This is a genomic window from Rhodocyclus purpureus, from assembly GCF_016653115.1.
GTDB classification, from domain to species: Bacteria; Pseudomonadota; Gammaproteobacteria; order Burkholderiales; family Rhodocyclaceae; genus Rhodocyclus; species Rhodocyclus purpureus.
This window is the reverse complement of sequence record NZ_NHRX01000064.1, coordinates 29,785-54,676: the sequence shown is the minus strand read 5'-3', so window position 1 is coordinate 54,676 and position 24,892 is coordinate 29,785. Positions and strand designations below refer to the sequence as shown.

The 24,892-nt window shown below is 68.2% G+C and carries 25 protein-coding genes; 15 read left to right on the top strand and 10 right to left on the bottom strand.

Annotation, left to right across the window (positions count from 1 at the left end; genetic code table 11):
* Positions 1-216 precede the first annotated feature (216 nt).
* The 8 genes from CCR84_RS14080 to hemP all read left to right on the top strand — a co-directional run bounded on the left by CCR84_RS14080 (position 217) and on the right by hemP (position 6,599).
* On the top strand, positions 217-2,364 hold the full coding sequence (locus CCR84_RS14080) for a TonB-dependent receptor (protein ID WP_201213548.1): 2,148 nt from the start codon (positions 217-219) through the stop codon (positions 2,362-2,364).
* A gap of 82 nt (positions 2,365-2,446) precedes the next feature.
* Positions 2,447-3,073, top strand: a complete 627-nt coding sequence (locus CCR84_RS14075) for a PepSY-associated TM helix domain-containing protein (RefSeq protein WP_201213546.1) — start codon at positions 2,447-2,449, stop codon at positions 3,071-3,073.
* Between the two features lies 1 nt (position 3,074).
* Complete coding sequence (locus CCR84_RS14070; RefSeq protein WP_201213544.1) at positions 3,075-3,596, top strand: DUF2271 domain-containing protein; 522 nt, start codon at positions 3,075-3,077, stop codon at positions 3,594-3,596.
* A gap of 23 nt (positions 3,597-3,619) precedes the next feature.
* Positions 3,620-4,420, top strand: coding sequence for a DUF4198 domain-containing protein (locus tag CCR84_RS14065; RefSeq protein WP_201213542.1), 801 nt, complete (start codon positions 3,620-3,622; stop codon positions 4,418-4,420).
* Positions 4,421-4,501: 81 nt separating this feature from the next.
* Positions 4,502-5,164 (top strand): energy transducer TonB, encoded by a 663-nt coding sequence (locus CCR84_RS14060; protein WP_242508741.1) that lies wholly within the window; start codon positions 4,502-4,504, stop codon positions 5,162-5,164.
* A gap of 1 nt (position 5,165) precedes the next feature.
* Positions 5,166-5,960, top strand: a complete 795-nt coding sequence (locus CCR84_RS14055; RefSeq protein WP_201213540.1) for a MotA/TolQ/ExbB proton channel family protein — start codon at positions 5,166-5,168, stop codon at positions 5,958-5,960.
* Positions 5,961-5,969: 9 nt separating this feature from the next.
* Positions 5,970-6,392 (top strand): ExbD/TolR family protein, encoded by a 423-nt coding sequence (locus CCR84_RS14050; RefSeq protein ID WP_201213538.1) that lies wholly within the window; start codon positions 5,970-5,972, stop codon positions 6,390-6,392.
* A 27-nt stretch (positions 6,393-6,419) separates the two neighbouring features.
* The gene (hemP, locus tag CCR84_RS14045) at positions 6,420-6,599 is read left to right on the top strand and encodes a hemin uptake protein HemP (protein ID WP_201213535.1); all 180 of its coding nucleotides are present in this window, start codon (positions 6,420-6,422) and stop codon (positions 6,597-6,599) included.
* A 21-nt stretch (positions 6,600-6,620) separates the two neighbouring features.
* Here hemP and nhaR read toward each other — a convergent pair whose 3' ends face one another.
* Complete coding sequence (gene nhaR / locus CCR84_RS14040) at positions 6,621-7,526, bottom strand: transcriptional activator NhaR (RefSeq protein WP_201213533.1); 906 nt, start codon at positions 7,524-7,526, stop codon at positions 6,621-6,623.
* A gap of 157 nt (positions 7,527-7,683) precedes the next feature.
* Here nhaR and htpX point away from each other — a divergent pair, with 157 nt between their 5' ends.
* Genes htpX through CCR84_RS14015 form a run of 5 tightly spaced genes read left to right on the top strand, consistent with a single transcriptional unit; the run spans position 7,684 to position 14,557 of the window.
* The gene (gene htpX, locus CCR84_RS14035; RefSeq protein ID WP_201213531.1) at positions 7,684-8,562 is read left to right on the top strand and encodes a protease HtpX; all 879 of its coding nucleotides are present in this window, start codon (positions 7,684-7,686) and stop codon (positions 8,560-8,562) included.
* A 28-nt stretch (positions 8,563-8,590) separates the two neighbouring features.
* Complete coding sequence (locus CCR84_RS14030) at positions 8,591-9,922, top strand: TolC family protein (protein ID WP_201213529.1); 1,332 nt, start codon at positions 8,591-8,593, stop codon at positions 9,920-9,922.
* Entirely contained in the window at positions 9,922-11,127 is a 1,206-nt protein-coding gene (locus CCR84_RS14025; RefSeq protein WP_201213527.1) for an efflux RND transporter periplasmic adaptor subunit, read from the top strand. The genes CCR84_RS14030 and CCR84_RS14025 overlap by 1 nt, the downstream gene beginning before the upstream one ends.
* Positions 11,124-14,225 carry an efflux RND transporter permease subunit gene (locus CCR84_RS14020; RefSeq protein WP_201213524.1) on the top strand — a complete coding sequence of 1,034 codons (3,102 nt, stop codon included), beginning with the start codon at positions 11,124-11,126 and terminating at the stop codon, positions 14,223-14,225. The genes CCR84_RS14025 and CCR84_RS14020 overlap by 4 nt, the downstream gene beginning before the upstream one ends.
* Positions 14,226-14,236: 11 nt before the next feature.
* Positions 14,237-14,557, top strand: a complete 321-nt coding sequence (locus CCR84_RS14015; protein ID WP_201213522.1) for a P-II family nitrogen regulator — start codon at positions 14,237-14,239, stop codon at positions 14,555-14,557.
* Positions 14,558-14,603: 46 nt separating this feature from the next.
* Here CCR84_RS14015 and CCR84_RS14010 read toward each other — a convergent pair whose 3' ends face one another.
* Positions 14,604-15,257 carry a DUF3313 domain-containing protein gene (locus CCR84_RS14010; RefSeq protein WP_201213520.1) on the bottom strand — a complete coding sequence of 218 codons (654 nt, stop codon included), beginning with the start codon at positions 15,255-15,257 and terminating at the stop codon, positions 14,604-14,606.
* Positions 15,258-15,517: 260 nt separating this feature from the next.
* On the opposite strand from CCR84_RS14010, the gene CCR84_RS14005 reads away from it, so the two are divergent.
* Positions 15,518-15,781: a hypothetical protein gene (locus CCR84_RS14005; protein WP_201213518.1), complete on the top strand. Its 264-nt coding sequence runs from the start codon at positions 15,518-15,520 to the stop codon at positions 15,779-15,781.
* On the opposite strand, the gene CCR84_RS14000 is transcribed toward CCR84_RS14005, so the two are convergent.
* The 6 genes from CCR84_RS14000 to hemN form a co-directional block, all read right to left on the bottom strand.
* Positions 15,742-16,866 carry an AIR synthase-related protein gene (locus CCR84_RS14000; RefSeq protein ID WP_201213516.1) on the bottom strand — a complete coding sequence of 375 codons (1,125 nt, stop codon included), beginning with the start codon at positions 16,864-16,866 and terminating at the stop codon, positions 15,742-15,744. The two genes, CCR84_RS14005 and CCR84_RS14000, sit on opposite strands and share 40 nt — an antisense overlap.
* Positions 16,867-16,909: 43 nt before the next feature.
* On the bottom strand, positions 16,910-17,119 hold the full coding sequence (locus CCR84_RS13995; RefSeq protein WP_201213514.1) for a heavy-metal-associated domain-containing protein: 210 nt from the start codon (positions 17,117-17,119) through the stop codon (positions 16,910-16,912).
* 85 nt (positions 17,120-17,204) lie between these two features.
* Positions 17,205-19,670, bottom strand: a complete 2,466-nt coding sequence (locus CCR84_RS13990) for a heavy metal translocating P-type ATPase (protein ID WP_242508740.1) — start codon at positions 19,668-19,670, stop codon at positions 17,205-17,207.
* The gene (locus tag CCR84_RS13985; protein WP_201213513.1) at positions 19,667-20,092 is read right to left on the bottom strand and encodes a universal stress protein; all 426 of its coding nucleotides are present in this window, start codon (positions 20,090-20,092) and stop codon (positions 19,667-19,669) included. Before CCR84_RS13985 ends, CCR84_RS13990 begins: the two co-directional genes overlap by 4 nt.
* A gap of 9 nt (positions 20,093-20,101) precedes the next feature.
* Positions 20,102-20,815 carry a sulfite exporter TauE/SafE family protein gene (locus tag CCR84_RS13980; RefSeq protein WP_201213511.1) on the bottom strand — a complete coding sequence of 238 codons (714 nt, stop codon included), beginning with the start codon at positions 20,813-20,815 and terminating at the stop codon, positions 20,102-20,104.
* A gap of 27 nt (positions 20,816-20,842) precedes the next feature.
* Entirely contained in the window at positions 20,843-22,240 is a 1,398-nt protein-coding gene (gene hemN, locus CCR84_RS13975) for an oxygen-independent coproporphyrinogen III oxidase (RefSeq protein ID WP_201213509.1), read from the bottom strand.
* Positions 22,241-22,396: 156 nt separating this feature from the next.
* On the opposite strand from hemN, the gene fnr reads away from it, so the two are divergent.
* The gene (gene fnr / locus CCR84_RS13970; protein WP_201213507.1) at positions 22,397-23,140 is read left to right on the top strand and encodes a fumarate/nitrate reduction transcriptional regulator Fnr; all 744 of its coding nucleotides are present in this window, start codon (positions 22,397-22,399) and stop codon (positions 23,138-23,140) included.
* Positions 23,141-23,164: 24 nt separating this feature from the next.
* On the opposite strand, the gene CCR84_RS13965 is transcribed toward fnr, so the two are convergent.
* The gene (locus tag CCR84_RS13965; RefSeq protein ID WP_201213504.1) at positions 23,165-23,614 is read right to left on the bottom strand and encodes a hypothetical protein; all 450 of its coding nucleotides are present in this window, start codon (positions 23,612-23,614) and stop codon (positions 23,165-23,167) included.
* 72 nt (positions 23,615-23,686) lie between these two features.
* A complete protein-coding gene (gene ppk2, locus CCR84_RS13960; RefSeq protein WP_201213502.1) occupies positions 23,687-24,874 on the bottom strand; it encodes a polyphosphate kinase 2 in 1,188 nt (395 codons plus the stop codon).
* Positions 24,875-24,892: the final 18 nt, after the last annotated feature.

The window sequence follows — 24,892 nt, the reverse complement described above, 5'->3', positions numbered from 1 at the left end:
CCCCTGCACGAGCAACGCACGGCCTGGAGCCGCGCGCCGCTCGCGGCTGCCTTGGCAGCGGACGGAGTGACGGCGGCAGCGCCTTGCACGCCACCCTTTACAAGAATGATTCTCATTTGATAGAGTCCGGATCGATCGTTCTTCAGCCCGATTCACATCACTCAGCCAGCCACCGGCCACGCCGGAAGCCAGCCAGAATGCATTCAGGAGACAGCAATGCACCCGCTCGCTTCCGCGCCTCGCCGCGCCCACTCGCCGCTGCAGCAACTGACGCCGCTCGCCGTCCTCATCACCACGCTGTACGCTGGCCACGCCCAGGCACAGAGCGGTGACGAAACGACCCGCACCCTGCCGACCCTGACCGTCGAGGCGAACGCCGAAAGCGCCGACGGTCCGGTTCAGGGCTACCGTGCCACGCGCTCGGCGACCTTCACCAGGACCGACACGCCGCTCAAGGACATTCCCGCCTCGGTACAGGTGGTTCCCGTCGAGCTGATGCGCGACCAGGCGATGAGCAGCATGGGTGACGTCCTGCGCTATGTCCCCGGGACGCTGATGGGCCAGGGCGAAGGCAACCGCGACCAGCCGGTGCTGCGCGGCATCAACACCACTTCCGACTTCTTCGTCGATGGCGTCCGCGACGACGCCATGTACCAGCGCGACCTCTACAACCTCGAGCGCGTCGAGGTGCTCAAGGGTCCCGGGGGCATGGCCTTCGGTCGCGGTGGCGCCGGCGGCGTGGTCAACCGCGTCACCAAACGCGCCGATTTCCAGACGCATAGCGACGTGAACCTCACCCTCGGCAGCGAAGGCCAGCGGCGCGGCAGCTTCGACGCCGGCGCTCGCATCAACGACGCGGCATCGTGGCGCATCACCGGCATGGGCGAGGACTCCGACAGCTTCCGCGATTTCTTCAGCCTCAGGCGCCAGGCGATCAACCCGACCGTGACGCTGACGCCCGGTCCCGACACGCTGCTCACCCTCGGTTACGAATACTTGAACGACGAGCGCACAGCCGACCGCGGCATTCCCTCGGAGAACGGTCGCCCCTTTCAAACTTCGCGCGGCCAGTTCTTCGGCAGCCCGCAGCAGAACATTTCGAAAAACACGGTCAACGGCGTGTACGCGCTGCTCGAACACCAGCTCGGCGACGGCCTGCAGTTCCGCAACAACTTCCGCGTCACGCAGTACGAAAAGTTCTACCAGAACGTCTATGCGAGCAGCGCGGTCAACGCCGCCGACAATCTCACGCTCTCGGCCTACAACCAGGGTATCGACCGGCTGAACTTCTTCAACCAGAGCGACCTCATCGCCAGGTTCGTCGCCGGCGGCCTCGAACACACGCTGCTCACCGGGATCGAAATCGGCCGCCAGGAGAACGACAGCTACCGCAACGACGGCAGGTTCAACGGCAACAAGACAACGAGCGTTGCCGCCTCCAGCCCCTATGCCAATGCGAGCTGGACCTTGAGCGCACACAGCCGCTCGACAGCCGACCTCTTCGCTGCCTATGTACAGGACCAGATCGCGCTCAACAAGCAGTGGAAAGTGACTGCCGGCCTGCGCTACGACAGCTTCCGGGTCAATTTCAACGACCAGTTCGGCAGCAACGACCTCGCGCGCACCGACAGCAAGCTGAGCCCACGCCTTGGCCTGGTGTACCAGCCGACCGGAACGCAGACCTACTACGCGAGCTACAGCTATTCCTTCCTGCCCTCCGGCGACGGGCTGACGCTGGCGACCAACAATGCCGAACTCGGCCCCGAGGAGGCGCTCAACTACGAAGTCGGCGCGCGCTGGGACCTCAATCCGCGCCTCACCCTGTCCACCAGCGTCTTCCGCACCGACCGCGACAAGGTGAAGACGCGTGACCCGGGCGATCCGACCAAACTCGCACTCTCCGGCCTGCAGCGTACCGAAGGCGTCGAGGCGAGCCTGCAGGGCGAAGTGAGGAAGAACTGGCAGATCTACGCGGGCTTCGCCCTGCTCGACGCGCGCACCGAGACGGCAATCGGCGGCAGCAGCACGAGCCTGGCAACGCCGGCCGGCGCGCGCGTCGCGCTGGTGCCCAAGCAGGCGGCGTCGATCTGGAACAAGTTCGACCTTGGCGGCGGCTGGGGGCTCGGCTTCGGCCTCGTCCATCAGGCGGAGGTGTACACCTCGCTCAGCAACGCCGTGAAGCTTCCCTCGTTCGTGCGCGCCGACGGTGCCCTCTACTATCGCTTTGCCGACAACAAGACCCGGCTCGCGCTCAACATCGAGAACCTGTTCGACAAGAAGTACTACCCGACCGCGCACAACGACAACAACATCAGCGTCGGTGCGCCGCGCACGGCGATGCTGAGCCTGAGCACGCGTTTCTAGCCGAAACCTTCAGCCAAAACCGCCGGCAATCCGGGGCGAACGCGCCGGGTCGCCGGCCCCTCATCAGAGGCGCTGCTTCCGAATGACTCCCGACACCAAGGCCGGCGCTGCGCGCTGGACCAAGACCCTGCACCGCTGGCACTGGATCAGTTCGGCGATCTGTCTCGCCGGGCTGCTGCTGTTCGCGGCGACCGGAATCACCCTCAACCATGCCGTCGACATCCAGGCGACGCCGAAAGTCACCCAGCGCACGGCGCAGCTGCCGGATGCGCTGCTCGCCGGACTGGCCGACGAGCAGCGACGCCGGGCGCCGCTGCCGCCGCCCCTGCGCGCCTGGCTCGACGCGGAGATCGGCATCGGCGGACAGCCGGGCGAACTCGTCGCCGAATGGGCTGCCGACGAGATCTACCTGCCCTTGCCGCGCCCCGGCGGCGACGCCTGGCTGCGTATCGAGCGCGACAGCGGCGCCGTCGAGTACGAACTGAGCGAACGCGGCGTCATCGCCTGGCTGAACGATCTGCACAAGGGGCGGCACACCGGGGTCGCCTGGCGCTGGTTCATCGATATTTTTTCCGTTGCCTGCCTCATCTTCGCCCTGACCGGACTGCTCCTGCTCCACCGCCACGCCGGCAAGCGCCCGGCCACCTGGCCGAGCGTCCTGGCCGGGGTCGCCGTCCCGGCGCTGCTCGCCTTCCTCATCCTGCACTGACATGAAAAAGCCACTGCGCCTTGCCCTGCCGCTGCTCGCGCTGAGCCTCTCCGCCCACGCCGCCGAACTCAGGATCGACTTCGAGATTCCGCGCCTCGCCGTCGCCGAATACCACCGCCCCTATGTGGCGGTATGGATCGAAGGCGCCGAGGCTGGAAAGCCGTCCTTCACCCCGCTCGCCGTGCTCTACGACGCGAAGAAGAAGAACCAGGAGGGCAACCAGTGGCTGAAGGACCTGCGCCAGTGGTGGCGACGCGGCGGTCGCGAGCTCGACATGCCGGTCGACGCGATCACCGCTGCGACGCCGGCGGTCGGCAAACAGCGCCTGCGCATCGCCGCCTCCGACAGCCGGATCGCCGCCCTCCCGCGCGGGGACTACCGGCTGGTCGTTGAAGCCGTGCGTGAAGTCGGCGGTCGCGAACTGGTCGCGCTGCCCTTCGCCTGGCCGCCCAAGGAAGCGCTGCGCAGCGAAACTTCCGGCGGGCAGGAACTCGGTGCCGTCACCCTCGAACTCGTCCCCTGAGCCCACGCAAAAGGAGAACCATCATGCCACGCCTTCGCCCGCTGCTCGTTCTCGCCTCGCTCGGCAGCGCCCTGCTCTCCTCCGCCGCGCACGCCCACAGCGCCTGGTTGCTGCCTTCGTCTACGGTCGTCTCCAAGGCGCAGTGGATCACCGTCGATGCGGCAGTCGCGAACGACCTCTTCTTCTTCAACCACCAGCCGCTGGCGCTCGAGCACCTGCGCGTGACCGGACCCGACGGCGCGCCGCGGGCCACGGAGAACCTCCTGCGCGGCCGCCTGCGCAGCGTTTTCGACGTCGAACTGCGCGACAAGGGCAGCTACCGCCTGGCCGTGATCAATGAAGGACTGCTCGCGAGCTACAAGCTCAATGGCGAAAACAAGCGCTGGCGCGGCAGCGCCGCCGATTTCGCACGCGCGCTGCCGCCAGATGCGAGCGCGCTCAAGCTCGGCGAAATGTTCAGCCGCGTCGAGACCTTCGTCACGCTGGGCGCCCCCAGTCCGCTGCGCGCGGAGGGCCGAGGCCTCGAAGTGCTGCCGGAGCAACACGATCTCTTCAGCGGCGAGACGACGCGCTTCCGCCTGACCATCGACGGCCAGGCCGCAGCCGGCATCGAGGTCAGCGTGCTGCGCGGCGGCAGCCGCTATCGCAACCACCCGGAAGAGATCAGGGTGAAGAGCGATGGCGAAGGTCGCTTCGCCGTCACCTGGCCGCAGCCGGGGATGTACTGGCTGGAAGCGGAGACCACCGACCGCAAGACCACGCATCCCGAGGCCAGCGAACGGCGACTGAGCTACTCGGCCACCCTCGAAGTGCTGCCGCAGTAGCGAAAAAATCGTTCATCCTGTCTACCATTGCGAATCATTTTCATCTAAAATGAGAATCATTCGCGTTTCAAGGGAAACAGGATGTCCGTCTCAATCCCCGCATCGGCAAGCCTGGCCGCGTCTAGCCATCCGGCAGCGCAGCGTGTTTCCGCGCGCGGCGTCGCGCTGGTCGCCCTCGCCCACCTTGCCCTGCTCGGTCTCCTGATGAATTTCGACACGCCGCCGCTGGCGACGCCCTCGGCGACGCTGACGGTCGACCTGATAGCAGCCGAGCCGGCCGCCGCGGCGAAGCCGACGCCGCCGGCACCGTCACGACCACAGCCGCGCACGCAGCCTGCGCAGCTGGCGGCCCCCAAAGAAGCCGCTTCCATCGCGACGGTCAGCGAGCCGCCGACACCGCTCAGGGCGAGCAGCCCCGGGACGCCGGCCAAGGCGGCTGCCAGCGAAGCGACGAGCGCCGTCAGCGCACCGCGCTTCGACGCCGACTATCTGCACAATCCGACACCCGTCTATCCGGCGATGGCGCGGCGCATGGGCGAGGAAGGCCGCGTCATGCTGCGTGTCTTCGTCGAGGCCAGCGGCCGCGCCGGCCAGGTCGAGGTACAGGGCAGCAGCGGTTCGCCGCGACTCGACGGGGCCGCCCAGGAAGCTGTCTGGCGCTGGCGCTTCGTTCCCGCGCGCCGTGGCGACGAGGCGGTCGACGCCTGGGTGATGGTTCCCATCGTTTTTAATCTGCGAGGCTGACATGGAAAATCCGCTGGGCCTGGCCCACTTCTTCAACAATGCCGACGGCGTCGCCTGGGGCGTCCTCGTCCTGCTGCTGATCGCTTCGGTCGGCACCTGGTACCTGATCGTGAGCAAGGGAATTCGTGTCCTGCGCATGCAGCGCGCCAGCGCTTCCTTCATCGCGGCGTTCTGGGACGCGCCCAACCTCGAGGCCGTCGCCTCGCGCATCCGCGAGCAGGGCACGACCGAGCCGTTCTCGCACCTGGTGCACCACGGCTTCACCGCCATCGAGCAGTACAAGCGGCGGCACGTCGGCGGCGAAGCGGCGAGCCTGATCGAGGCCGGCGCCCCCGACGACCTGCTGACGCGGGCACTCAAGCGCGCCATCGACGAGGACCGCAGCCGCCTCGAATTCGGCCAGACCTTCCTCGCCACCGTCGCTTCCAGCGCGCCCTTCGTCGGCCTGTTCGGCACCGTCTGGGGCATCTACCACGCGCTGGTCGCGATCGGCATTTCCGGACAGGGGACGCTCGACAAGGTCGCCGGCCCGGTCGGCGAGGCGCTGATCATGACCGGCATCGGCCTGGCGACGGCGATCCCGGCCGCCATCGCCTACAACGCCTTCGCCCGCGCCAACCGCAACACGCTGGCGCAGCTGAACGCCTTTGCCTACGACGTGTTCGCCTTCCTCGCCACCGGCGTCAAGACCTCGCCGATGCTCACCGACGCGCGCGCCACCAGCGAGAAGGTGATCGCCATGACGCGCGGCGACGCCGGTCGCGCGCCCGGCCACCCCGGCCTTGCACTGCGCTAGGAGACGACGATGGCCTTTGCCAGCCTGGACGGCGGCGACGACAACGCGCCGCTCGCCGAAATCAACATGGTGCCGCTGATCGACGTGATGCTGGTGCTGCTGATCATCTTCATCGTCGCCGCACCGCTGCTCACGCACGCGGTCAAGGTCGAGCTGCCGCGCGCCGCCTCGACCGTGAACGAAACGCGCGCCGAAAACGTGCAACTGGCGATCGACGCGCAGGGACAGCTGCTCTGGAACGGCGAGAAGCTCGAACCGACCGCCTTCACGGCGCGCCTGGCGCAAGCCGCCACGCTGAGCCCCGTGCCCGAACTGCACATCCGCGCCGACCGCAGCACGCCGTACGAGAAGGTCGCGCAGGTGATGTCCGAGGCTTCCCGGCAGGGGCTGACGCGCATCGGCTTCATCACCGACCCGGGCAGCCGCCCCTGACTCTCACGACGCCGAAATCCCCCGACCATGAGCACAGTTCCTGCACCGACCCTGCCGCCGCCCGTCGCGGCGAGCCCCACGCCTGCGCGCAAGGCGATCGACAGCCGCACCCTGCTCGCCGGCAGCGACGAAATCGTCATCCACCACCTGGGTGCCGAATATCGCCTGCGCCAGACGCGCCAGGGCAAGCTGATCCTCACCAAGTGAGCGCCGGCGATCGGAGCATGCTCAGGATTTCGCCACCGGCCGGTCGAGACGCGCGCAAGCGCCGTCGATCACCGCGCGTACCGCCGGGTGCGTGACGCGACGCTCGACCGAGATCGCGAAGTAGGCCTCGCGCACGGCGTCGGTGCGGCCGACGAGTTCGACGCCGTAGTTGGCGGCAACCTCGTCGCGCACCGCCAGCGCCACCGGGAAGACGCCGGCACCGGCGCGCCCGAAGGCCTTCATCAGCGCGCTGTCGTCGAACTCTCCGACGACGTGCGGGACGATCCGCTCGCGCTCGAACCAGGCGAGCAGGCGCTGGCGCAGGGCCGAGTCGTCACCGGGCAGAAGCAGCGGCTGGCCGTGCAGCGAAGTCGGAAACTCGCCGGCCAGCTGGCGGGCCAACCGCGGCGCCGCGAAGAAGCCGGTAGCGCTCTCGCCGAGCCGGTGGTTGTAGCCGCGCACGTTGATCCCTGAGGGCAAGGGACGGTCGGCGAGGACGAGGTCGAGCCGGTGCAAGGCAAGCTCGGCGAGCAGGTGCTCGAGCTTGCCCTCGCGGCAGACGAAACGCAGCGGATCGGCGATGGTCAAAGCCGGTGCCAGCATGCGGTAGGCGAGGCTCTTCGGCAGCGCGTCGGAGACGCCAACGCGGAAATTGCGCGGCCGTCCGGCGGGCAGGTTGTGCAGCGCATCGGCCAGTTCGCCCGCGATCGAGAACATCTCGTCGGCGTAGGAGAAGGCCATGCGGCCGGCCTCGGTCAGCTCGATCCCCTTGCCCGCCGGACGGAACAGCTTGACGCCGCAGCGTTCCTCGAACTGGCGCAGCTGGGTCGACAGGGTCTGCGGCGTCAGGTGCAGGCGTTCGGCAGCGCGCGCAATGCCGCCCCACTTGGCAACCGCCCAGAAGTAGTGCAAGTGCTTGAAGTTCATCGTCTCTCCCCCAAGCGGACGGCGCGCAAGGGCTTTTCAGGACCAGGCAATTATTCGTATTTATGGATGAAACAATTCCATACATTCGATTTTATTTTAACAGACGCAATCCTTTATCATCGCTGTCGTCACTCACTTCATCCACAGGAGCCGGACCATGAAACGGATCTTCCTCTTCCTGCTCACCAACTTCGCGATCGTCGCCGTCCTCAGCATCTCGCTGCGCCTGCTCGGCGTCGACAGCTATCTCACCGCCAACGGACTCGACCTCTCGTCGCTGCTCGTATTCGCCTTCGTGATGGGCTTCGGCGGCTCGTTCATCTCGCTCGCCATCTCCAAGTGGTCGGCCAAGCGCATGACCGGCGCCGAGGTGATCGAGACGCCGCGCTCGGAGGCCGAGCGCTGGCTGGTCGACACGGTCCGCCGCCAGGCTGACGCCGCCGGCATCGGCATGCCGGAAGTCGCGATCTACGACGCGCCCGAACCGAACGCCTTCGCCACCGGCATGAGCCGCGACTCGGCGCTGGTCGCGGTCAGCACCGGCCTCCTGCGCAGCATGACGCGCGACGAGGTCGAGGCGGTGCTCGCGCACGAGGTGAGCCACGTCGCCAACGGCGACATGGTGACGCTGGCGCTGGTGCAGGGCGTCGTCAACACCTTCGTCTTCTTCTTCGCGCGCATCTTCGGCTACTTCGTCGACCGTGTCATCCTCAAGAACGAGGAAGGCCAGGGTGTGGGCTACTGGGTCGCCAGCATCGCCGCCGAACTGGTCCTCGGCGTGCTGGCCATGATCATCGTCCAGTGGGTCAGCCGCCAGCGCGAGTTCCGCGCCGACGCGGGTGCCGCTGCGCTCGCCGGACGTGAGAAAATGGTCAACGCGCTGCGCCGCCTGGGCGGTGCCGAACCCGCGCCGCTGCCCGAGCAGATGGCCGCCTTCGGCATATCGGGCAAGAACGGCGGCGGTTTCGCTGCGCTGTTCATGTCGCACCCCTCGCTCGAAGACCGCATCGCCGCACTGCAGGCAGCGCGTGGCTGAGCCCGGTAACCGAAAGGAAGGAAGCACCATGCCCTCGTCGTCACACCCGGGCAACGCCCGGCCTGGAGGCCAACGGCACCTGGCACGCGGTGCGCTGCTTCTGGCAACGCTCGGCGTCCTGCTCGTGCCGCCGGCCTTTGCCGCCGAGAACGAGTTCACGCTCGACGAACTGCTGCAGATGGCCAGCGAGGGCAACCGCGAGGTGCTCGCCGCGCGCGACCAAGTCGCCGCGGCGCAATCCGCAATTCGCACCGCCGGCGCCTTCCCCAACCCCGAAGTCGAATACCTGTCTGGCAAGTCGCGGCTGCGCCAGGCGAGCGGGGTTCCCGGCGACCTGCGCACGGTGACCATCACCCAGCCGCTGCCGCTGCCCGGCCAGCTCGGGCTGCGCCAGGAGGCGGCGAGCGCGTACGCGGCGGCCGCCGGGGCGGGACTCGCCAGTTTCGAGGCCGACACCGCAGCGCGCGTCAAACGCGGTTTCTACGACGTGCTGCGCCGCGACGCCGAGATCCGGGCCGCCAACGAGGACGCGTCGCTCTCGGAACAGATCCGCAGCCGCATCGAATTGCGCGTGAGCACCGGCGAAGCGCCGCGCTACGAGTTGATCAAGGCCGACACCGAACTGCTCACCGCGCGCAAGACCGCGGCCAGCGCCGAGTTGCGTGCGCAGCAGGCGCGCGCCCTGCTCAGGCAGTCGGTCGGCGACACGCTGCCGCCGAGCTTCAGGCTGCGCGGCGATGTCGAGCGGGTGCTGGCGACCCCGCTGCCCGAGCTCGATCAGCTGCGCGCCGAAGTCTTCGCGCGCAACCCGGAAATCGCGCGCGCGCGTGCCGAGGTGCAGCGCGCCGAACGCCAGCTCTCGCTCGAACGCAGCCTGCGCCTGCCGACGCTGGCCGTGCGTGCGAGCGAGGAACAGGACCCCGAGCTGCGCTCGTCGCGCGTCGGCGTGGTCATGAGCATCCCGCTCTGGGACCAGCGCAGCGGTCCGGTCGGCGAAGCCGCGGCCCAGCTCGCGCGCGCGCGCAACCAGCTCGCGGCCCAGGAATTCACGCTCGCGCAGTCGGTCGAAACCGCGTATCGCCAGTACGAGATCGCCAAGGCGCAGCTCGGCGCGCTCGAAGCCGGCATCATCCGCCAGGCCGAAGCAGCGCAGCGCATCGCCGAAGCCGCCTACCGCGCCGGTGAACGCGGCATCCTCGAATACCTCGACGCCCAGCGCGTATACCGCGCGGTGCGCAACGAACGCATCGCCGCGCGCTATGAACTCGCCGCGGCGGTCATCGAAATCGAACGCCTGCGTGCCAACCGCGCCGCAGTCGCAGCGCCTGCCAACGAACAACTCCCGGAGATTCCCCGGTGATGAAAAAGCTCCCCATCCTGCTCTGCTCGCTCGTCCTCATCGCCGCCTGCGACAAGGAAGAACCGAAGGCGGTCGCCGTTCCGCCCGCCGACCCGATGCTGGTGACGGCACCGCCGACGCTGATGCCGCAACTGAAGATCGAGGCGGTGAAGACGGCGCCGATCGCCGACACGGTGCGCGTCGCCGGCAAGATCGACTTCGACGAGCAGCGCTTCGCGCGCATCGGCGCCAGCGTCACCGGCCGCGTCACCGAGGTGCTCGCCGCACCGGGCAAGTCGGTGCGCGCCGGCGAAGCGCTGGCAGTGCTCAACAGCACCGAGCTCGGCGCCGCCGAACTCGCCTATCTGAAGGCCAAGTCGCAGGCCGAACTGGCGACCCGCGCCGCCGAACGCGCGCAGACGCTGTACAAGGGCGACGTCATCGGCGCCGCCGAGTTGCAGCGGCGCGAGAGCGAACAGGCGGTCGCCGCCGCCGAGCGCCGCGCCGCCAGCGACCAGTTGCGCGTGCTCGGTCTGTCGGCCGCCGCGCTCAGCCGCCTCGACACGGAAGGCGCGATCAATTCGATGAGCACCGTGGTCGCGTCGATCTCCGGCGTCGTCGTCGACCGGCAGGTGGCGAAGGGCCAGGTGGTCGAACCGACCGACCCGCTGTTCTCGGTCGCCGACCTGTCGCGCCTGTGGGCCGTCGCGCAGGTGCCCGAGGAGCAGGCGACCAAGGTCAGGCAGGGTCAGACCGTGACCATCGAGGTGCCGGCGCTCGACCACGAGCATGTCCTCGGCAAGCTGATCTACGTCGGCCAGACAGTCGACCCCGACACGCGCACGGTCCTCGTGCGCAGCGAAATCGACAACCGCGACGGCCGCCTGAAGCCGTCGATGCTGGCGACCATGCTGATCGCCGACAAGCCGGTCGAGCGGCCGGTGATCCCGGCCTCAGCGGTGGTGCGCGAGAAGGACGCCGACCACGTCTTCGTCGCCCTCGCTCAGCCGGAAGCCACCGCGACGAGCAGCGAGGAAGCGGTGAACACGATGCAGGCAGCGCCCTCCCCCGGCGCCCGCTTCCGCCTCACCCGCGTCCAGCTCGGCCCCGAGAACGATAGCCGGCGTGCGGTCCTCTCCGGCGTCAAGCCCGGTGAGCGCATCGTCGTCGACGGCGCCTTCCACCTCAACAACGAGCGCAAGCGCAAGGAACTCGAGGGATCATGATCGAATCGCTGATTCGCGCTGCGCTCAAGCAGCGCCTGATCGTCCTCGTCATCGCCGTGATCGTGCTCGCGTTCGGCATCGACGCCGCGCGCAAGCTCTCGGTCGACGCCTTCCCCGACGTCACCAACGTCCAGGTGCAGATCGCCACCGAGTCGCCCGGTCGCTCGCCCGAGGAGGTCGAACGCTTCATCACCGTGCCGCTCGAAATCGCGATGACCGGCCTGCCCGGCCTGACCGAGATGCGCTCGCTGAACAAGCCGGGGCTATCCCTGATCACCCTGGTGTTCACCGACGACACCAAGGTCTATTTCGCGCGGCAACTGGTGATGGAGCGCATGCTCGAAGTCGGCAGCCGCATGCCCGAGGGCGTCACACCGGTGCTCGGCCCGGTGTCGACCGGCCTCGGCGAGGTCTATCAATACACGCTCGACCGCGACGATGATGGCGAGCGCACGCTGTCGGTCGAGGAACTGACCCAGCGGCGCACCGCGCAGGACTGGGTGGTGCGACCCTTGCTGCGCTCGATCCCCGGCGTCGCCGAGATCAACTCGCAGGGCGGCTACGTCAAGCAGTACCAGGTGCTGGTCAATCCCGACAAGCTGCGCTACTACCAGCTGACCGTCCAGGACGTCTATCAGGCGGTGGGCCGCAACAACGCCAACACCGGCGGCGGCATCCTGCCGCACTACGCCGAGCAGTACCTGATCCGCGGCATCGGCCTCGTGCGCAGCCTCGACGACATCCGCTCGATCGTCCTGAAGGAGGTCGGTGGCGTCCCGATCCATGTGCACGACGTCGCCGAGGTCACTTTCGGCCACGACGTGCGCCAGGGCGCGCTGGTCAAGAACGGGACGACCGAGTCGGTCGGCGGCATCGTCATGATGATGGCCGGCGGCAACGCCAAGGAAATCGTCAAGCGCGTCCAGGAACGCGTCCAGGAGATCAACGAGAAGGGGATGCTGCCCGACGGGCTCAAGATCGTCCCCTACTATGACCGCTCGGAGCTGGTCGATGCGGCGATGTGGACCGTGGTCAAGGTGCTGCTCGAAGGCGTCCTCGGCGTCGTCGTCGTCCTCTTCCTGTTCCTCGGCGACGTGCGTTCCTCGCTGATCGTCGTCGCCACCCTGGTGCTCACCCCGCTGCTCACCTTCCTGGTGATGAACAAGTACGGCCTCTCGGCCAACCTGATGTCGCTCGGCGGACTGGCGATCGCCATCGGCCTGATGGTCGACGGCTCGGTGGTCGTCGTCGAGAACGCCTTCGCGCGGCTCGGGCAGGCCCGCGACACCGGCGAGAAACCGATCCGCGTCATCCTGCGCTCGGTGGTCGAGGTGGCGACGCCGGTGATCTTCGGCATCGGCGTCATCATCCTCGTCTTCCTGCCGCTGATGACCCTCGAAGGCATGGAAGGCAAGATGTTCGCCCCGCTCGCCTACACCATCGCCATCGCGCTCGGCATGTCGCTGATCCTGTCGCTGACGCTGACGCCGGTGCTCTCCTCGTACCTCCTCAAGGGCGGCGCCGAGCACGACACCTGGGTGATCGCCAAGGTCAAGCCCTTCTTCCGCAATCTGCTCGACCGCGCGCTCGATAACGAGAAGCGCACGGTCGCGCTGTCGATCGCCGCCTTCGTCGGTGCACTGGCGCTGTTCCCCTTCCTCGGCACCGCGTTCATCCCCGAGATGAAGGAAGGCTCGGTCGTCCCCGGCATCAACCGCGTCCCGAACATCTCGCTCGACGAGTCGATCGCGATGGAAATGGAGGCGATGAAGCGCGTGATGGAGGTCCCCGGCGTCAAGTCGGCGATCTCCGGCGTCGGCCGCGGCGAGTCGCCCGCCGACCCGCAGGGCCCCAACGAATCGACGCCGATCGTCAGCCTCCTGCCGCGCGACCAGTGGCCTTCCGGCTGGACGCAGGACAACATCGCCGAAGCGATGCGCGAGAAGCTGAAGACGCTGCCCGGCGTGCAGATCGTCATGGCACAGCCGATTTCCGACCGCGTCGACGAGATGGTGACCGGCGTGCGCTCCGACGTCGCCGTCAAGATCTTCGGCTACGATCTCGACACGCTGCGCCAGAAGGCCGAGGAAATCTCGCGCGTCGCGCAGTCGGTGCAGGGCGCGCAGGACATGCGCGTCGAGCGCATCAGCGGCCAGCAGTACCTGCAGATCGAGATCGACCGGCAGACGATCGCGCGCCACGGCCTCAACGTCGCCGACGTTAACGACGTGATCGAGACGGCGATCGGCGGCAAGGTGGCGACGCAGGTGTTCGAGGGCGAACGCCGCTTCGCCGCGGTGGTCCGTCTGCCCGAGAACTTCCGCAACAACGTCGAGCGCATCGGCGACATCCTCGTCTCGGCGCCGAACGGCGCGCAGTTGCGGCTCACCGACATCGCCGAGATCAAGGTCGCCGACGGCCCCGCGCAGATCTCGCGCGAGACCGCCAAGCGGCGCATCGTCGTCGGCGTGAACGTGAAGGACCGCGACCTGGGCGGCTTCGTCGCCGAATTGCAGCAGAAGGTCGCGCGCGAGGTCGAACTGCCCGAGGGCTACTACCTCGAATGGGGCGGCCAGTTCCAGAACATGGAACGCGCGCTCTCGCACCTGTCGATCATCGTCCCGATCACCATCGCCGCGATCTTCTTCCTGCTCTTCCTGCTCTTCGGTTCACTGCGCTACGCGACCTTGATCATCACCGTGCTGCCCTTCGCGTCGATCGGCGGGCTGGTGGCGCTGTTCGTCTCCGGCGAGTACCTGTCGGTGCCGGCATCGGTGGGCTTCATCGCGCTGTGGGGGATCGCGGTGCTGAACGGCGTCGTGCTCATCTCCTGCATCCGCTCCCTGCGCGGCGAAGGACGCACGATCCGCGAGGCAGTGATCGAAGGCGCGCAACTGCGGCTGCGGCCGGTGCTGATGACGGCGACGGTGGCGATGCTCGGTCTGATCCCCTTCCTCTTCGCCACCGGACCAGGATCGGAAGTGCAGCGCCCGCTGGCGATCGTCGTCATCGGCGGCCTGATCACCTCGACCCTGCTCACCCTCGTCGTCCTCCCCACCCTCTACCGCTGGTTCGACGAAGAACCGGCCGAAGCGTAAAGGAGCCCTGCATGAAGGAAATCAAGGCCATCGTCCGTCCCAACAAGCTGCCCGCGCTGCGCGACGCGCTGCGCGAGATCAAGGGTTTTCCCGGGATGACCGTGAGCAAGGCCGAGGGCTGCTCGGCGCCGGCGCGGCACACGCCGCAGTCGTTCAAGGAGGACCTGACCGACTACAGCCCGAAGGTGCGCATCGAGATCGTCGTTCCCGACGACGTGGCCGATGCGATCTTCGACGCCATCGCGCGCTTCGCGCAGACCGGCCACGTCGGTGACGGGCTGGTCTGGATGACGACGGTCGAGCGCGCGAGCTTCATCCACAAGCCGGACTGAGCGCGGACCGCTCTCCGCCGCGATCGGTCGGCAGGGCTCGGCAGGTCTATTTCCCGGATCTGGCGGCCTCGACGAAGGCGCGCGCATCCCTCGCCCAGCGCTCGATGGCCGGCCTGACGCTGTCCAGCGTCAGCCGGTCGCCGACCGAGCCAATGTCTTCCCCGGCATCTTCGCGCATCCCGGCGGCGAGGACCTCGCCGCTTTCGGCATCGAGGATCTGGTACTCGACCGAGAGGGTGGCCTTCTTCGTGGTCCTGCCGAGGGTGGCGATGAAGGCGATCGGCAACAGCTGATAGGCCTTGAAACCCATGTCCTTGCCGGCGACCGCGGTGATCGCCGGCCTGAAGCGCAGGGTCCTGGCGCCAGCCACGGGGCTCAGGGTGAGCACCGCGCCCAGTTCGCGCGCGAGCGTCTCGTCGAGGCAGGCAGCGATCTCGTTCAGGGTTGCCACGCTGATCTGCGCCGAGTCAGCGGGCTGCGGCCAGAGGACCGTCCTTTCCAGCAGCATCGCCTCGTAGCTCCGCGCGCCGAGCGCCGGTGAGATCCAGCGCCTGACCTTATGCCCCGAGGGCGAGCGGGCGTCTTCCAGCCGGGAATAGCTGTCGCCGAGGAATCCCGAATTCGCCCCATCCCCGTCTGCGGCGACGACAGGGCCGGCGAGCAGGAAGGACACGCTGAAAAGCCACGGCAGGATACGCATGATCTGTCTCCAGTTTGATGCCGGCGGCGGACTCCGCCACGCGCTGCAAGGCCCGGTTCGCCACTCCCACGCACCCCGCGGCCATTGCCCGCCATCTTCATTATCGACGAGTTCGCCGCAAGCTCAAGGCCGTCGCTTCGGCTGCCGCCAGACGCGGCCGTCGGCGCAGGGCAATCTGCCGCGCCTTCACGCCGCCCAGCAGTTAGAATTTCGTTTTTGGCCAAGTCGCCCGCGCCGGCGACGATCTCGGGGAAGGAACCATGGGCATCGGCAGCAAACTGAAGCAGATCCACGCGGACCACATCGGCAAGACGACGGCGCTGCTCCTCGCGCTTGTCTTCGGCGTGCTCACCATGCTCATCTACGACACGATCAAGGGCATCGTCGATGCGGGTGCCGGCGCGCAGCGGAGCGAGGCGACAGCGTCGAACACCACGCCGCCTGGCAGCCCCGTTGCTGGGTCGGCACAGGAGCAGCGCGCTTCCTACCTGCCCGCCTCGGTCTCCTCGCCCGCCAGCCGCTGAGCGACGAGTTGCACCCGGCGCTCACCGGCGACCACTTCGCCGATCAGCGAGGCGTGGCCGAAATCGAGCTCGAGCAGGGTCGCCAGCACTTCGGTGACCGATTCCGGGGAACAGCAGACCAGCAAGCCGCCGCCGGGGACGGGATCGGCGACGAGGAGTCGCGCCAACTCGCGCGCGGGCGTGGCCTGATGTGCAACCAGGACATCGGTATCTTGGCGCAACGACGCAGCATCGCGATCGAGGTTGCGGCGCGCAGCGCTGCCCAGCGCCGGCGATGCGGCGAGATGCTCGGGGGCACCGTGCAGCACGGGCAAGGCGGCGAGGTCGATGCGCGCGCCGACGCTTGCGGGGGCATCGCTGCACAGTTCGAGCAGGGCGCCGAGCAGACCGCGCTCGCTGGCGACGCTCTGCGCATGGACGTGCTCCATGCAGGCCAGCACCGGGCCCGCTGTCGGCGGCTGCGTCAGCTCGCCGAGCAGGGCCTCCCTGGCCTCGCTCGCCAGCTCACCGGAACGCCAGGCGTCGAGCAGGATGCCGCCACCGAGCGCCTGGGAAAGGATCAGCCGGTCACCGGGCAGTGCCCCGCGCCAGCCGAAGCGCGCCGCGGGCTGATGCGCGAGCGCGAGGACGAGGCTGTCGAGGCAACTCGCCGGCAGGCGATGGAGTGCCGACGGCGTGTCGGCGCCGACGGCGGCGAGCAGCGCGGCAGCTTCTTCTTCAGTTAAAAGGGCGCCGGCCGCCGCCAGCAGCAGGGCCGGACGGACCCCGGCGCCGGACACCGCGGCCAGCGCCGCATTCGCCGCGATCCTGCAGGCCGCGGCGAGGGGAAGGCGGGGCAGCGCCGCCATCCCGAGCAGCAGCGCGCCTTCGGCACCGAGCCGGAAGAGACGCGCCGAGCGTCCTTCGCCCGCCGACCAGGCGCGGATCACCGCAGCCAGTTCGGCGCAGAGCCGCCGCTCGTCGAGTTCGTCGATCGACGCGGGCAGTTCCCCATGCGCGCGCGCCAGCTGCAGCAGCTCGCTGGCGAGCGCCAGCGCCTCGTCGCCAGCGATTGCGGAACCCGGGGCGTCGGCCGTGGCGCGCATCGTGATCAGCCTGGCTGCGTGATCGGCCCGGGGAGTCGCGAACTCAGGCGACCAGATCGAAACCGGCCAGCTCGATCGCTTCGCGGAAATCTTCCATGCCGATGATCTCCGGATCGTAGTCGATCGTCACCTGACCGGGGTTCAGCGTGACCACGGCGTCGTTGATCCCGGCCATCGCACGGAAAATTCCGTGCAGGTTTTGCGTGCAGGTATCGCAGATCATGCCGTCGACTTTGAGGGTGATGGTTGCCATGCAAGAAACTCCAGATTGAACACCAGCCACAATGATAACGCGAACGCCGTCCCCGGTGCCGCGCCGACGCCAGGCTTGTGGACGATCAGCGCGGCCGCCAGCGGCGCAGCAGCAGCGAGTTGCTGAGCACCGAGACCGAACTCATCGCCATCGCCGCCCCGGCGATCACCGGGTTGAGGAAACCGAGCGCCGCCAGCGGCAATCCGAGCGCGTTGTAGACGAAGGCGAAGAATAGGTTCTGGCGAATCTTGCTGCGCGTCGCGCGCGAGAGCAGGATCGCGTCGCCGACACCGGCGAGGTCGTTGCGCACCAGGGTCAGATCGGCCGCCTCGATCGCAGCGTCGGAACCGGCGCCGATGGCAAAGCCGACGTCGGCCGCGGCCAGCGCCGGCGCGTCGTTGATGCCGTCGCCGACCATGCCGACCACCTTGCCGGAAGCCTTCAGTGCCTCGACCGCAGCCGCCTTGTCGCCGGGCAGGACGCCGGCGCGGAACTCGTCGATGCCCGCCTGGGCGGCGATCGCCGCGGCGGTCGCCGCGTTATCGCCGGTGAGCATGACGAGGCGCAGCCCGCGCGCCTTCAGGCGGGCGACGGCGGCCTTGGAAGTCTCGCGCAGCGCGTCGGCGATGGCGAACAGCGCGAGCACGCGCTCGTCGTCGGCGAGGGCGACGACGGTCTTGCCGGTGCCGGCCAGCGCGGCGATCGCGTCTTCCGGCAGGTCCAGGCCCGCGAACCAGTCGGGCGCCCCCAGGCGCAGGCGACGACCATCGACCACGCCCTCGACGCCGCGGCCGGGGACGGCGACGAAGCTGGAGAGCGCAGGCAGCGCCCCGCCCCGGCGGTCCGTCGCGATCAGCCCATCGGCCTCGGCATGACGCAGGATGGCGCGCGCCAGCGGGTGTTCGGAGCCCTGCTCCAGCGCTGCAGCAAGCGCGAGCAGCCGGCCTTCGTCGTGCTCTGCGGCAAGGGCGACGATGTCGGTCAGTGCCGGCTCGCCGCGCGTCAGCGTCCCGGTCTTGTCGATGACGAGCACCGAGAGATCGGCCGCGCGTTCGAGCGCGCCGACGTCGCGCACGAGGATGCCGGCGCGCGCGCCCTGGCCGACGCCGACAGCAACGGCGGTCGGCGTCGCCAGACCCAGCGCGCACGGACAGGCGATGACGAGGACGGCGACGGCATTGACCAGCGCCTGCGTGAAATCACCGACGAAGAAGAGCCAGCCGACGAAGGTGAACAGCGCCAGCGCGCACACCACCGGGACGAACACCGCCGAGATGCGGTCGGCCAGCTGCTGCACGGGCGCCTTCGAGGCCTGCGCCTCGGCGACGCGGCGGATGATCCCGGCGAGCAGGGTATGCTCGCCGACGCCGGTCGCGCGGCAGCGCAGCATCCCCTCGCCGTTGGCCGTCGCCGCGAAGACGCGGTCGCCGGCGCGCTTCGGCAGCGGCATGCTCTCGCCGGAGAGCATCGCCTCATCGACGCTGGAGGCACCGTCGATCACCTCGCCGTCGACCGGGATGCTGTCGCCGGGACGCACGACGAAAACGTCGCCCGGCAGCAGCAGCGCCGCGTCGATGTCGACCAGGCGGCCGTCGCGCTCGACGCGCGCGGTCTTCGGCTGCAGGCGCAGCAAGGCCTCGATCGCCTCCGACATGCGCAGCCGGGCGCGCGCCTCGAGCAGCTTGCCGAGCAGCACCAGCGTGATCACCGCGGCCGAGGCCTCGAAATAGACGTGCAGCGTGTCGAGCCCGAACACGGTGACCACCGCGCTGAACGCCCAGGCCATGGTCGAGCCGAGCGCGACCAGCACGTCCATGTTGGCACCGCCGCCACGCAGGGAATTCCAGCCGCCCGCGTAGAAGCGCCAGCCGGCCCAGAACTGCACCGGCGTCGCCAGCAGCAGCTGCGACCAGCGCGGCAGCCACTCCATCGCCGCCATCCCATGCTGCCCGCCGCCGGAAAGAGACCACGGCATCACCAGCATCGGCAGCAGCAGCGGCAAGGTCAGCACGGCGGCAATCAAGAAAGTCTGCAGCTCGGCCTGCCAGGCGGCGAGCTTGCGCGCCTTCTCCTCGGCACGCGCGCGCCCGGCGTCGCCCTCGGGGACGCGGCCGACGAAGCCGGCAGCGGCGATCACCAGCGCCAGGCTCGCCGGGTCGGCGAGGCCAGGAACGTAGCGGATGCGCGCGCGCTCGCTGGCCAGGTCGACCGTGGCGACGACACCCGGCAGGCGGTTGAGCACCTTCTCCAGGCGCGCCGAACACGCGGCGCAGCTCATGCCCTCGACGGCGAGTTCGACCGTCTGCTCGGGAACGCGGAATCCCGCCCTCTCGATCGCCCCCAGCACCTGCTGCGGCGTGGTCACGGGTGCGGCGGCGCCGCCTTCGGCCGCAGCCAGCTCGACGCGTGCGCGCTCGCCGGCGAGATCGACCGAGGCCTTGACCCCCGGCAGCCGGTTGAGGACCTTCTCCAGCCGCGCCGAACACGCGGCACAGCTCATCCCGGCGACCGGCAGATCGAGCCGGCGGGGACCGCCGGCCGCTGGCTTCATCGCGTCAGCAGCACCGGGCAGTCGAGCTGATGCAGGACCTCGGCGGCGACCGAGCCGAGCATCGCCGTCGCCACGCGACCGCGGCCGTGGGTACCCATGACGATCAGCGTGATGCCGAACTCCTGCGCGACATGCCTGATCACCACCGCGGGCTCGCCGACGTGCAGGTGGCGTTGAAACGCGATCCCGGCAGCTTCGAGGCGCGCCGAGGGAGCGACGAGCACCGCGTCGCCCTCGCTGCGGTAGTAGGCGTCGAGCGCACCGCGATCGAGATGCTTCTGCACGTGGCCGACCGGAATCGGCAGATGCACGTGCAGCAGATGCACCTCGGGCGGCGTCGCCAGCTCGGCCGCCAGTTCAATGAAGCGCTCGAGCGCACGCTCCGAGTGGGCGGAACCATCGACCGGAATCAGTACCTTCATCGCCATCTCCTAGAGTTCAAGCCAAAGACGCAGGACGCCGAGCAGCCCATGGACGCCGAAGCCGGCGACGATCAGTCCTGCGGCAAGGCGCAGCCAGCGACGCGCCAGCCAGTGCCGAAGGCGCGCCGCCAGCAGGCCGGCAAGCAGCAGGTTGGGCAGCGTCCCCAGTCCGAAAGACAGCATGGCCAGCGCGCCGTTCAGCGCCGAACCGCTGCCGAGCGCGGTCACCAGTGCACTATAAACCAGTCCGCACGGCAACCAGCCCCACAGCAGCCCGAGCGGGAAGGCCTGGGCGACGCCGCGCACGGGCAGGAAGCGCCCGCTGAGCGGACTGACGAAGCGCCACAGGCGCTGTCCGCCGCGCTCGACGAAGGCGATGACACCACTGCTGCCGGCGAGATGCGCGCCGAGCGCGATCAGCATCAGGTTGGCCAGCGTCGACAGGACGAGGCGCAGCGGCAACTGGCCGGCGAGGACCAGGCTGGCGCCGCCGAGCGCGCCGGCAAGCGCCCCCGCCAGCACGTAGCTGGCGATGCGCCCGGCGTTGTAGGCAAGGTGCAGCGGCAGCGCCGAGAAGCCCCCTCCGGCCGCCCCGGCACGGCGCAGCGGAGTGGCGGCGCCGCCCAGGGACAGAGCGCCGACGATGCCGCCGCACATGCCGACGCAGTGCCCGCCGCCGAGCAGGCCGACCAGAAACAGCGCCAGCAGGCCGCTTTCCGGCATCGATCGGGCGGCCGCGGCAGACGGCGCTTAGATGACCTTCGAGTAACGCGTGCGCTGGCGGTCGGCACGCAGGTAGCGGTCGAACACCATCGAGATCGCGCGCACCAGCATGCGGCCGGCCGGCAGCACGGTGATCCACTTGTCGTCGATGCGCAGGAGGCCCGCCTTCTCGTGCTCGCGCAGGTCTTCGAGTTCCTGGGCGAAGTAGGTCTTGAAGTCGAGCAGGTGGGCGATCTCGATCGACTCGATCGACAGCTCGAAGTGGCACATCAGCGACTGGATGATCGAACGGCGCACCAGGTCGTCGGCGTTCAGTTCGATGCCGCGGAAGACGGGCAGCAGGTTATGGTCGAGGCGGTCGTAGTACTCCTCGATCGTCTTCACGTTCTGGCTGTAGGTCGGACCGACCTTGCCGATCGAGGTGGCGCCGAAGGCGAGCAGGTCGCAGTCGGCGTGCGTCGAGTAGCCCTGGAAGTTGCGGTGCAGGCGGCCCTGGCGCTGCGCGACGGCGAGTTCGTCGTCGGGCTTGGCGAAGTGGTCCATGCCGATGAAGACGTAGCCGGCCTCGGTCAGGCGGCGGATCGCCAGCGCCAGGATCTGCATGCGCTGGTCGGCGGTCGGCAGGTCTTCCTGCAGGATGCGCCGCTGCGGCTTGAACAGGCTCGGCAGGTGCGCGTAGTTGTAGATCGACAGGCGGTCGGGGCTCATCGCCAGGACGCGGTCGAGGGTACGATTGACGGTGCTCAAGCTCTGTTTCGGCAAGCCGTAGATCAGGTCGACGCTGATCGACTTGAAGCCGTTGTCACGCGCCGCCTCCATCACCATGCGCGTTTCGTCCTCGCTCTGGATGCGGTTGACGGCCTTCTGCACGTCCTCGTCGAGGTCCTGGACGCCGATGCTCATGCGGTTGAAGCCGAGCCGGCCGAGCATTTCGACGGTCGCGCGGGACACCTTGCGCGGGTCGATCTCGATCGAGTACTCGCCATCGTCGATCAGCTTGAAGTGCTTCTTGATGCTGCCCATCAGGCGCGCGATTTCCTCGTCGTTGAGGAAGGTCGGCGAGCCGCCGCCCCAGTGCAGTTGCGCGACCTCGTTGTCGCCCTCCTCCATGAAGCTCTTCGTCAGCGCCATCTCCTTGTCGAGGTACTCGAGGTACTTGGCGGAGCGACTGTGATCCTTGGTGATGATCTTGCTGCAACCGCAGTAGTAGCAGATCGTGTTGCAGAAGGGGATGTGAAAGTATAATGAGAGCTGTTTCTTGACACCGCCGATGTTGCGCTTGCCGAGCCAAGCCGTGTATGCATCGGCGCCGAAGGCTTCGACGAAGCGGTCGGCCGTCGGGTACGACGTGTAACGCGGGCCGTTCACGTCGAAGCGGCGAAGCATGTCGGGATCGAAAACTACGTTGGCAACGGGGTTCGTCATGGTGTCTCTCTGCGCGTTGATCAGGACATCTCGGTGAAGCAGGGTCGGCCACAGGGGTCGGCCGGCTTGAGTGGCCCGGATTATGCGGCGCCTGGAAAACGCCAAGTTTGACGTGGATCAAACGGCCTCACGGCCCCGCTTTAGCGAAGGAAACCCATGCCGCAGCGCACCGCGACGAAGAAAGTCATGCTGGAGGTGGTCAAGACCGCCTGCTCCAACTGTAATCTGCGCGAGCTGTGCATGCCGCCCGGACTCGACCGCCGCGAGATGGAAAAGCTCGACGAACTGGTCTCCTCGCGCCGCCGTGTCGCGCGCGGCGAGCACCTCTACCGCGCCGGCCAGCACTTCGACGCGATCTACGCGATCCGCAGCGGCTTCTTCAAGACCGACGTCCTGATCGAGGACGGCCGCGACCAGGTCACCGGCTTCCAGATGAGCGGCGAGCTCCTGGGCCTCGACGGCATCAGCACCGAAGCGCACTCGTGCAACGCGGTCGCGCTCGAGGACAGCGAAGTCTGCGTCATCCCCTTCTCTCACCTCGAAGGCCTCTCGCGCGAGATGCACACCCTGCAGCACCATTTCCACAAGGTGATGAGCCGCGAGATCGTGCGCGACCATGGCGTGATGATGCTGCTCGGCACCATGCGCGCCGAAGAACGCCTCGCCGCCTTCCTCCTGAACCTGTCGCAGCGCTTCACCGCGCGCGGTTACTCGCCGGCCGAGTTCTACCTGCGCATGACGCGTGACGAGATCGGCAGCTACCTGGGGCTCAAGCTGGAAACGGTCAGCCGCGCCTTCTCCAGGTTCCAGGAAGAGGGGCTGATCGCGGTGCAGCAGAAGTACGTGCGCATCCTCAGCACCGAGGGGCTGAAGAAGCTGATGTCGCACCAGCGCGGCTGAGCACGCACTGCGCCCGGCGGCGTACTAGGCCGACGCGCTGCCGGCCAGCTCGCGCAACAGGAAGCGCGTAGCCTCCTCCTCGTCGCCCAGCTTCTTCTGCGCGAACACCCCGCCGCTTTGCGTCGCGGCGATCAGTTCCTTGTCGCAGGCATTGATCCAGTCGAGCGCGAGATCGATGAAGCGGCGCGCCTTGTCCCGCTCGAACAGGGTCTCGAAGAAACACAGCGCGGCACTGATGGCGACGCTGCGGATGTCCTCGGCGCGCTGCTGCTGGGCCATGCCCTGGCAGTAGCCGAGGACGAAACCGATGAAGAAGCGCGACTCGCGGCTGGCCGGGAGTGCCGCATAATCGAAGCCGGACGCGGCCAGCGGCGAGAAGCTGCGTTCGGCCTCGACGGCGATCCGTTTCGCGATCGCCATCGAATCGTCCTGGGTGTTGCGGCCCTTGAACAGGTTTGTCAGCGCTGCCAGCATCTTTTCCCGTGCATCCTTTCGCTTGATACGTCTTGCTGCCGGGAACGCCTCTTCCCGACGGCGGCGCCGGCGCTACAGGATCGCCATGCTGTCCTTCTCGCCGCGCTCATAGACGACGTTGGCGCGGCCGACGATCAGCGGGTCGAGCGGGCCGATGCGGTCGAGGTTCTTGTTGGTGTAGGGCAGCTTGTGCAGGACGTAGCGCATCGCGTTCAGGCGCGCGCGCTTCTTGCAGTCGGACTTCACCACCGTCCACGGCGCGTCGGCCGTATCCGTGTAGAAGAACATCGCCTCCTTGGCCTTGGTGTAGTCGTCCCACTTGTCGAGCGAGGCCAAGTCGATCGGCGACAGCTTCCACTGCTTGAGCGGGTGCGCCTCGCGCTCGAGGAAGCGGCGGCGCTGTTCCTCGCGGCTGACCGAGAACCAGAACTTGATCAGGTGGATGCCGCTGCGCACCAGGTTGCGCTCGAACTCCGGACACTGGCGCATGAACTCGGCGTACTCGTCCGGCGAGCAGAAGCCCATCACGCGCTCGACACCGGCGCGGTTGTTCCACGAACGGTCGAACATCACGATCTCGCCGGAAGACGGCAGGTGCTGGATATAACGCTGGAAGTACCACTGCCCCTGCTCGGTCGGCGTCGGCTTTTCCAGCGCGACGACGTGCGCACCGCGCGGGTTGAGGTGCTCCATGAAGCGCTTGATCGTCCCGCCCTTGCCGGCGGCGTCGCGGCCTTCGAACAGGATGACGACGCGCTGGCCGCTTTCCTTGACCCAGGCCTGCAGCTTGAGCAGCTCGACCTGCAGCTGGTACTTCTGCTTCTCGTAGTTCTTGCGCGACATCAGGTTGCGGTACGGATAGCCGCCGCTGCGCCAGTCATCGGACAGCTCGTCGTCGGGGCTCTTCGGTCGCTTGGCGACGATCAACGATTCCTGTTGCAGGAAGGCCTCGCGCAAGACCGCGACGTCCTCGGCAGAGGCGCCGGCGAGGATCGCGTCGAGCGCCTGCTTCTTGGCCTGGACGTCCTGGGCGCCCGACTGCAGGATGTCGGTGACCGCCGCGACCTTGCTTCCGGTCGCCGCGTCGATCGCCTGAGCGACCTCGAAGCGCTCGATCTCCTGCTCGCCTAGAGCGGGCGCGGTGTCGCCGGCGACGGCGCGGCGCGGACGCTCGATGGCGGCCTTGCGCCCTGCGGCGCCGGGCGCCGGGTCGGCGCTCGTCTTCTGCGCCACTTCAGCCTGCGGATTACGAGTCGCCATGAAGGAACCTCCGTCTGA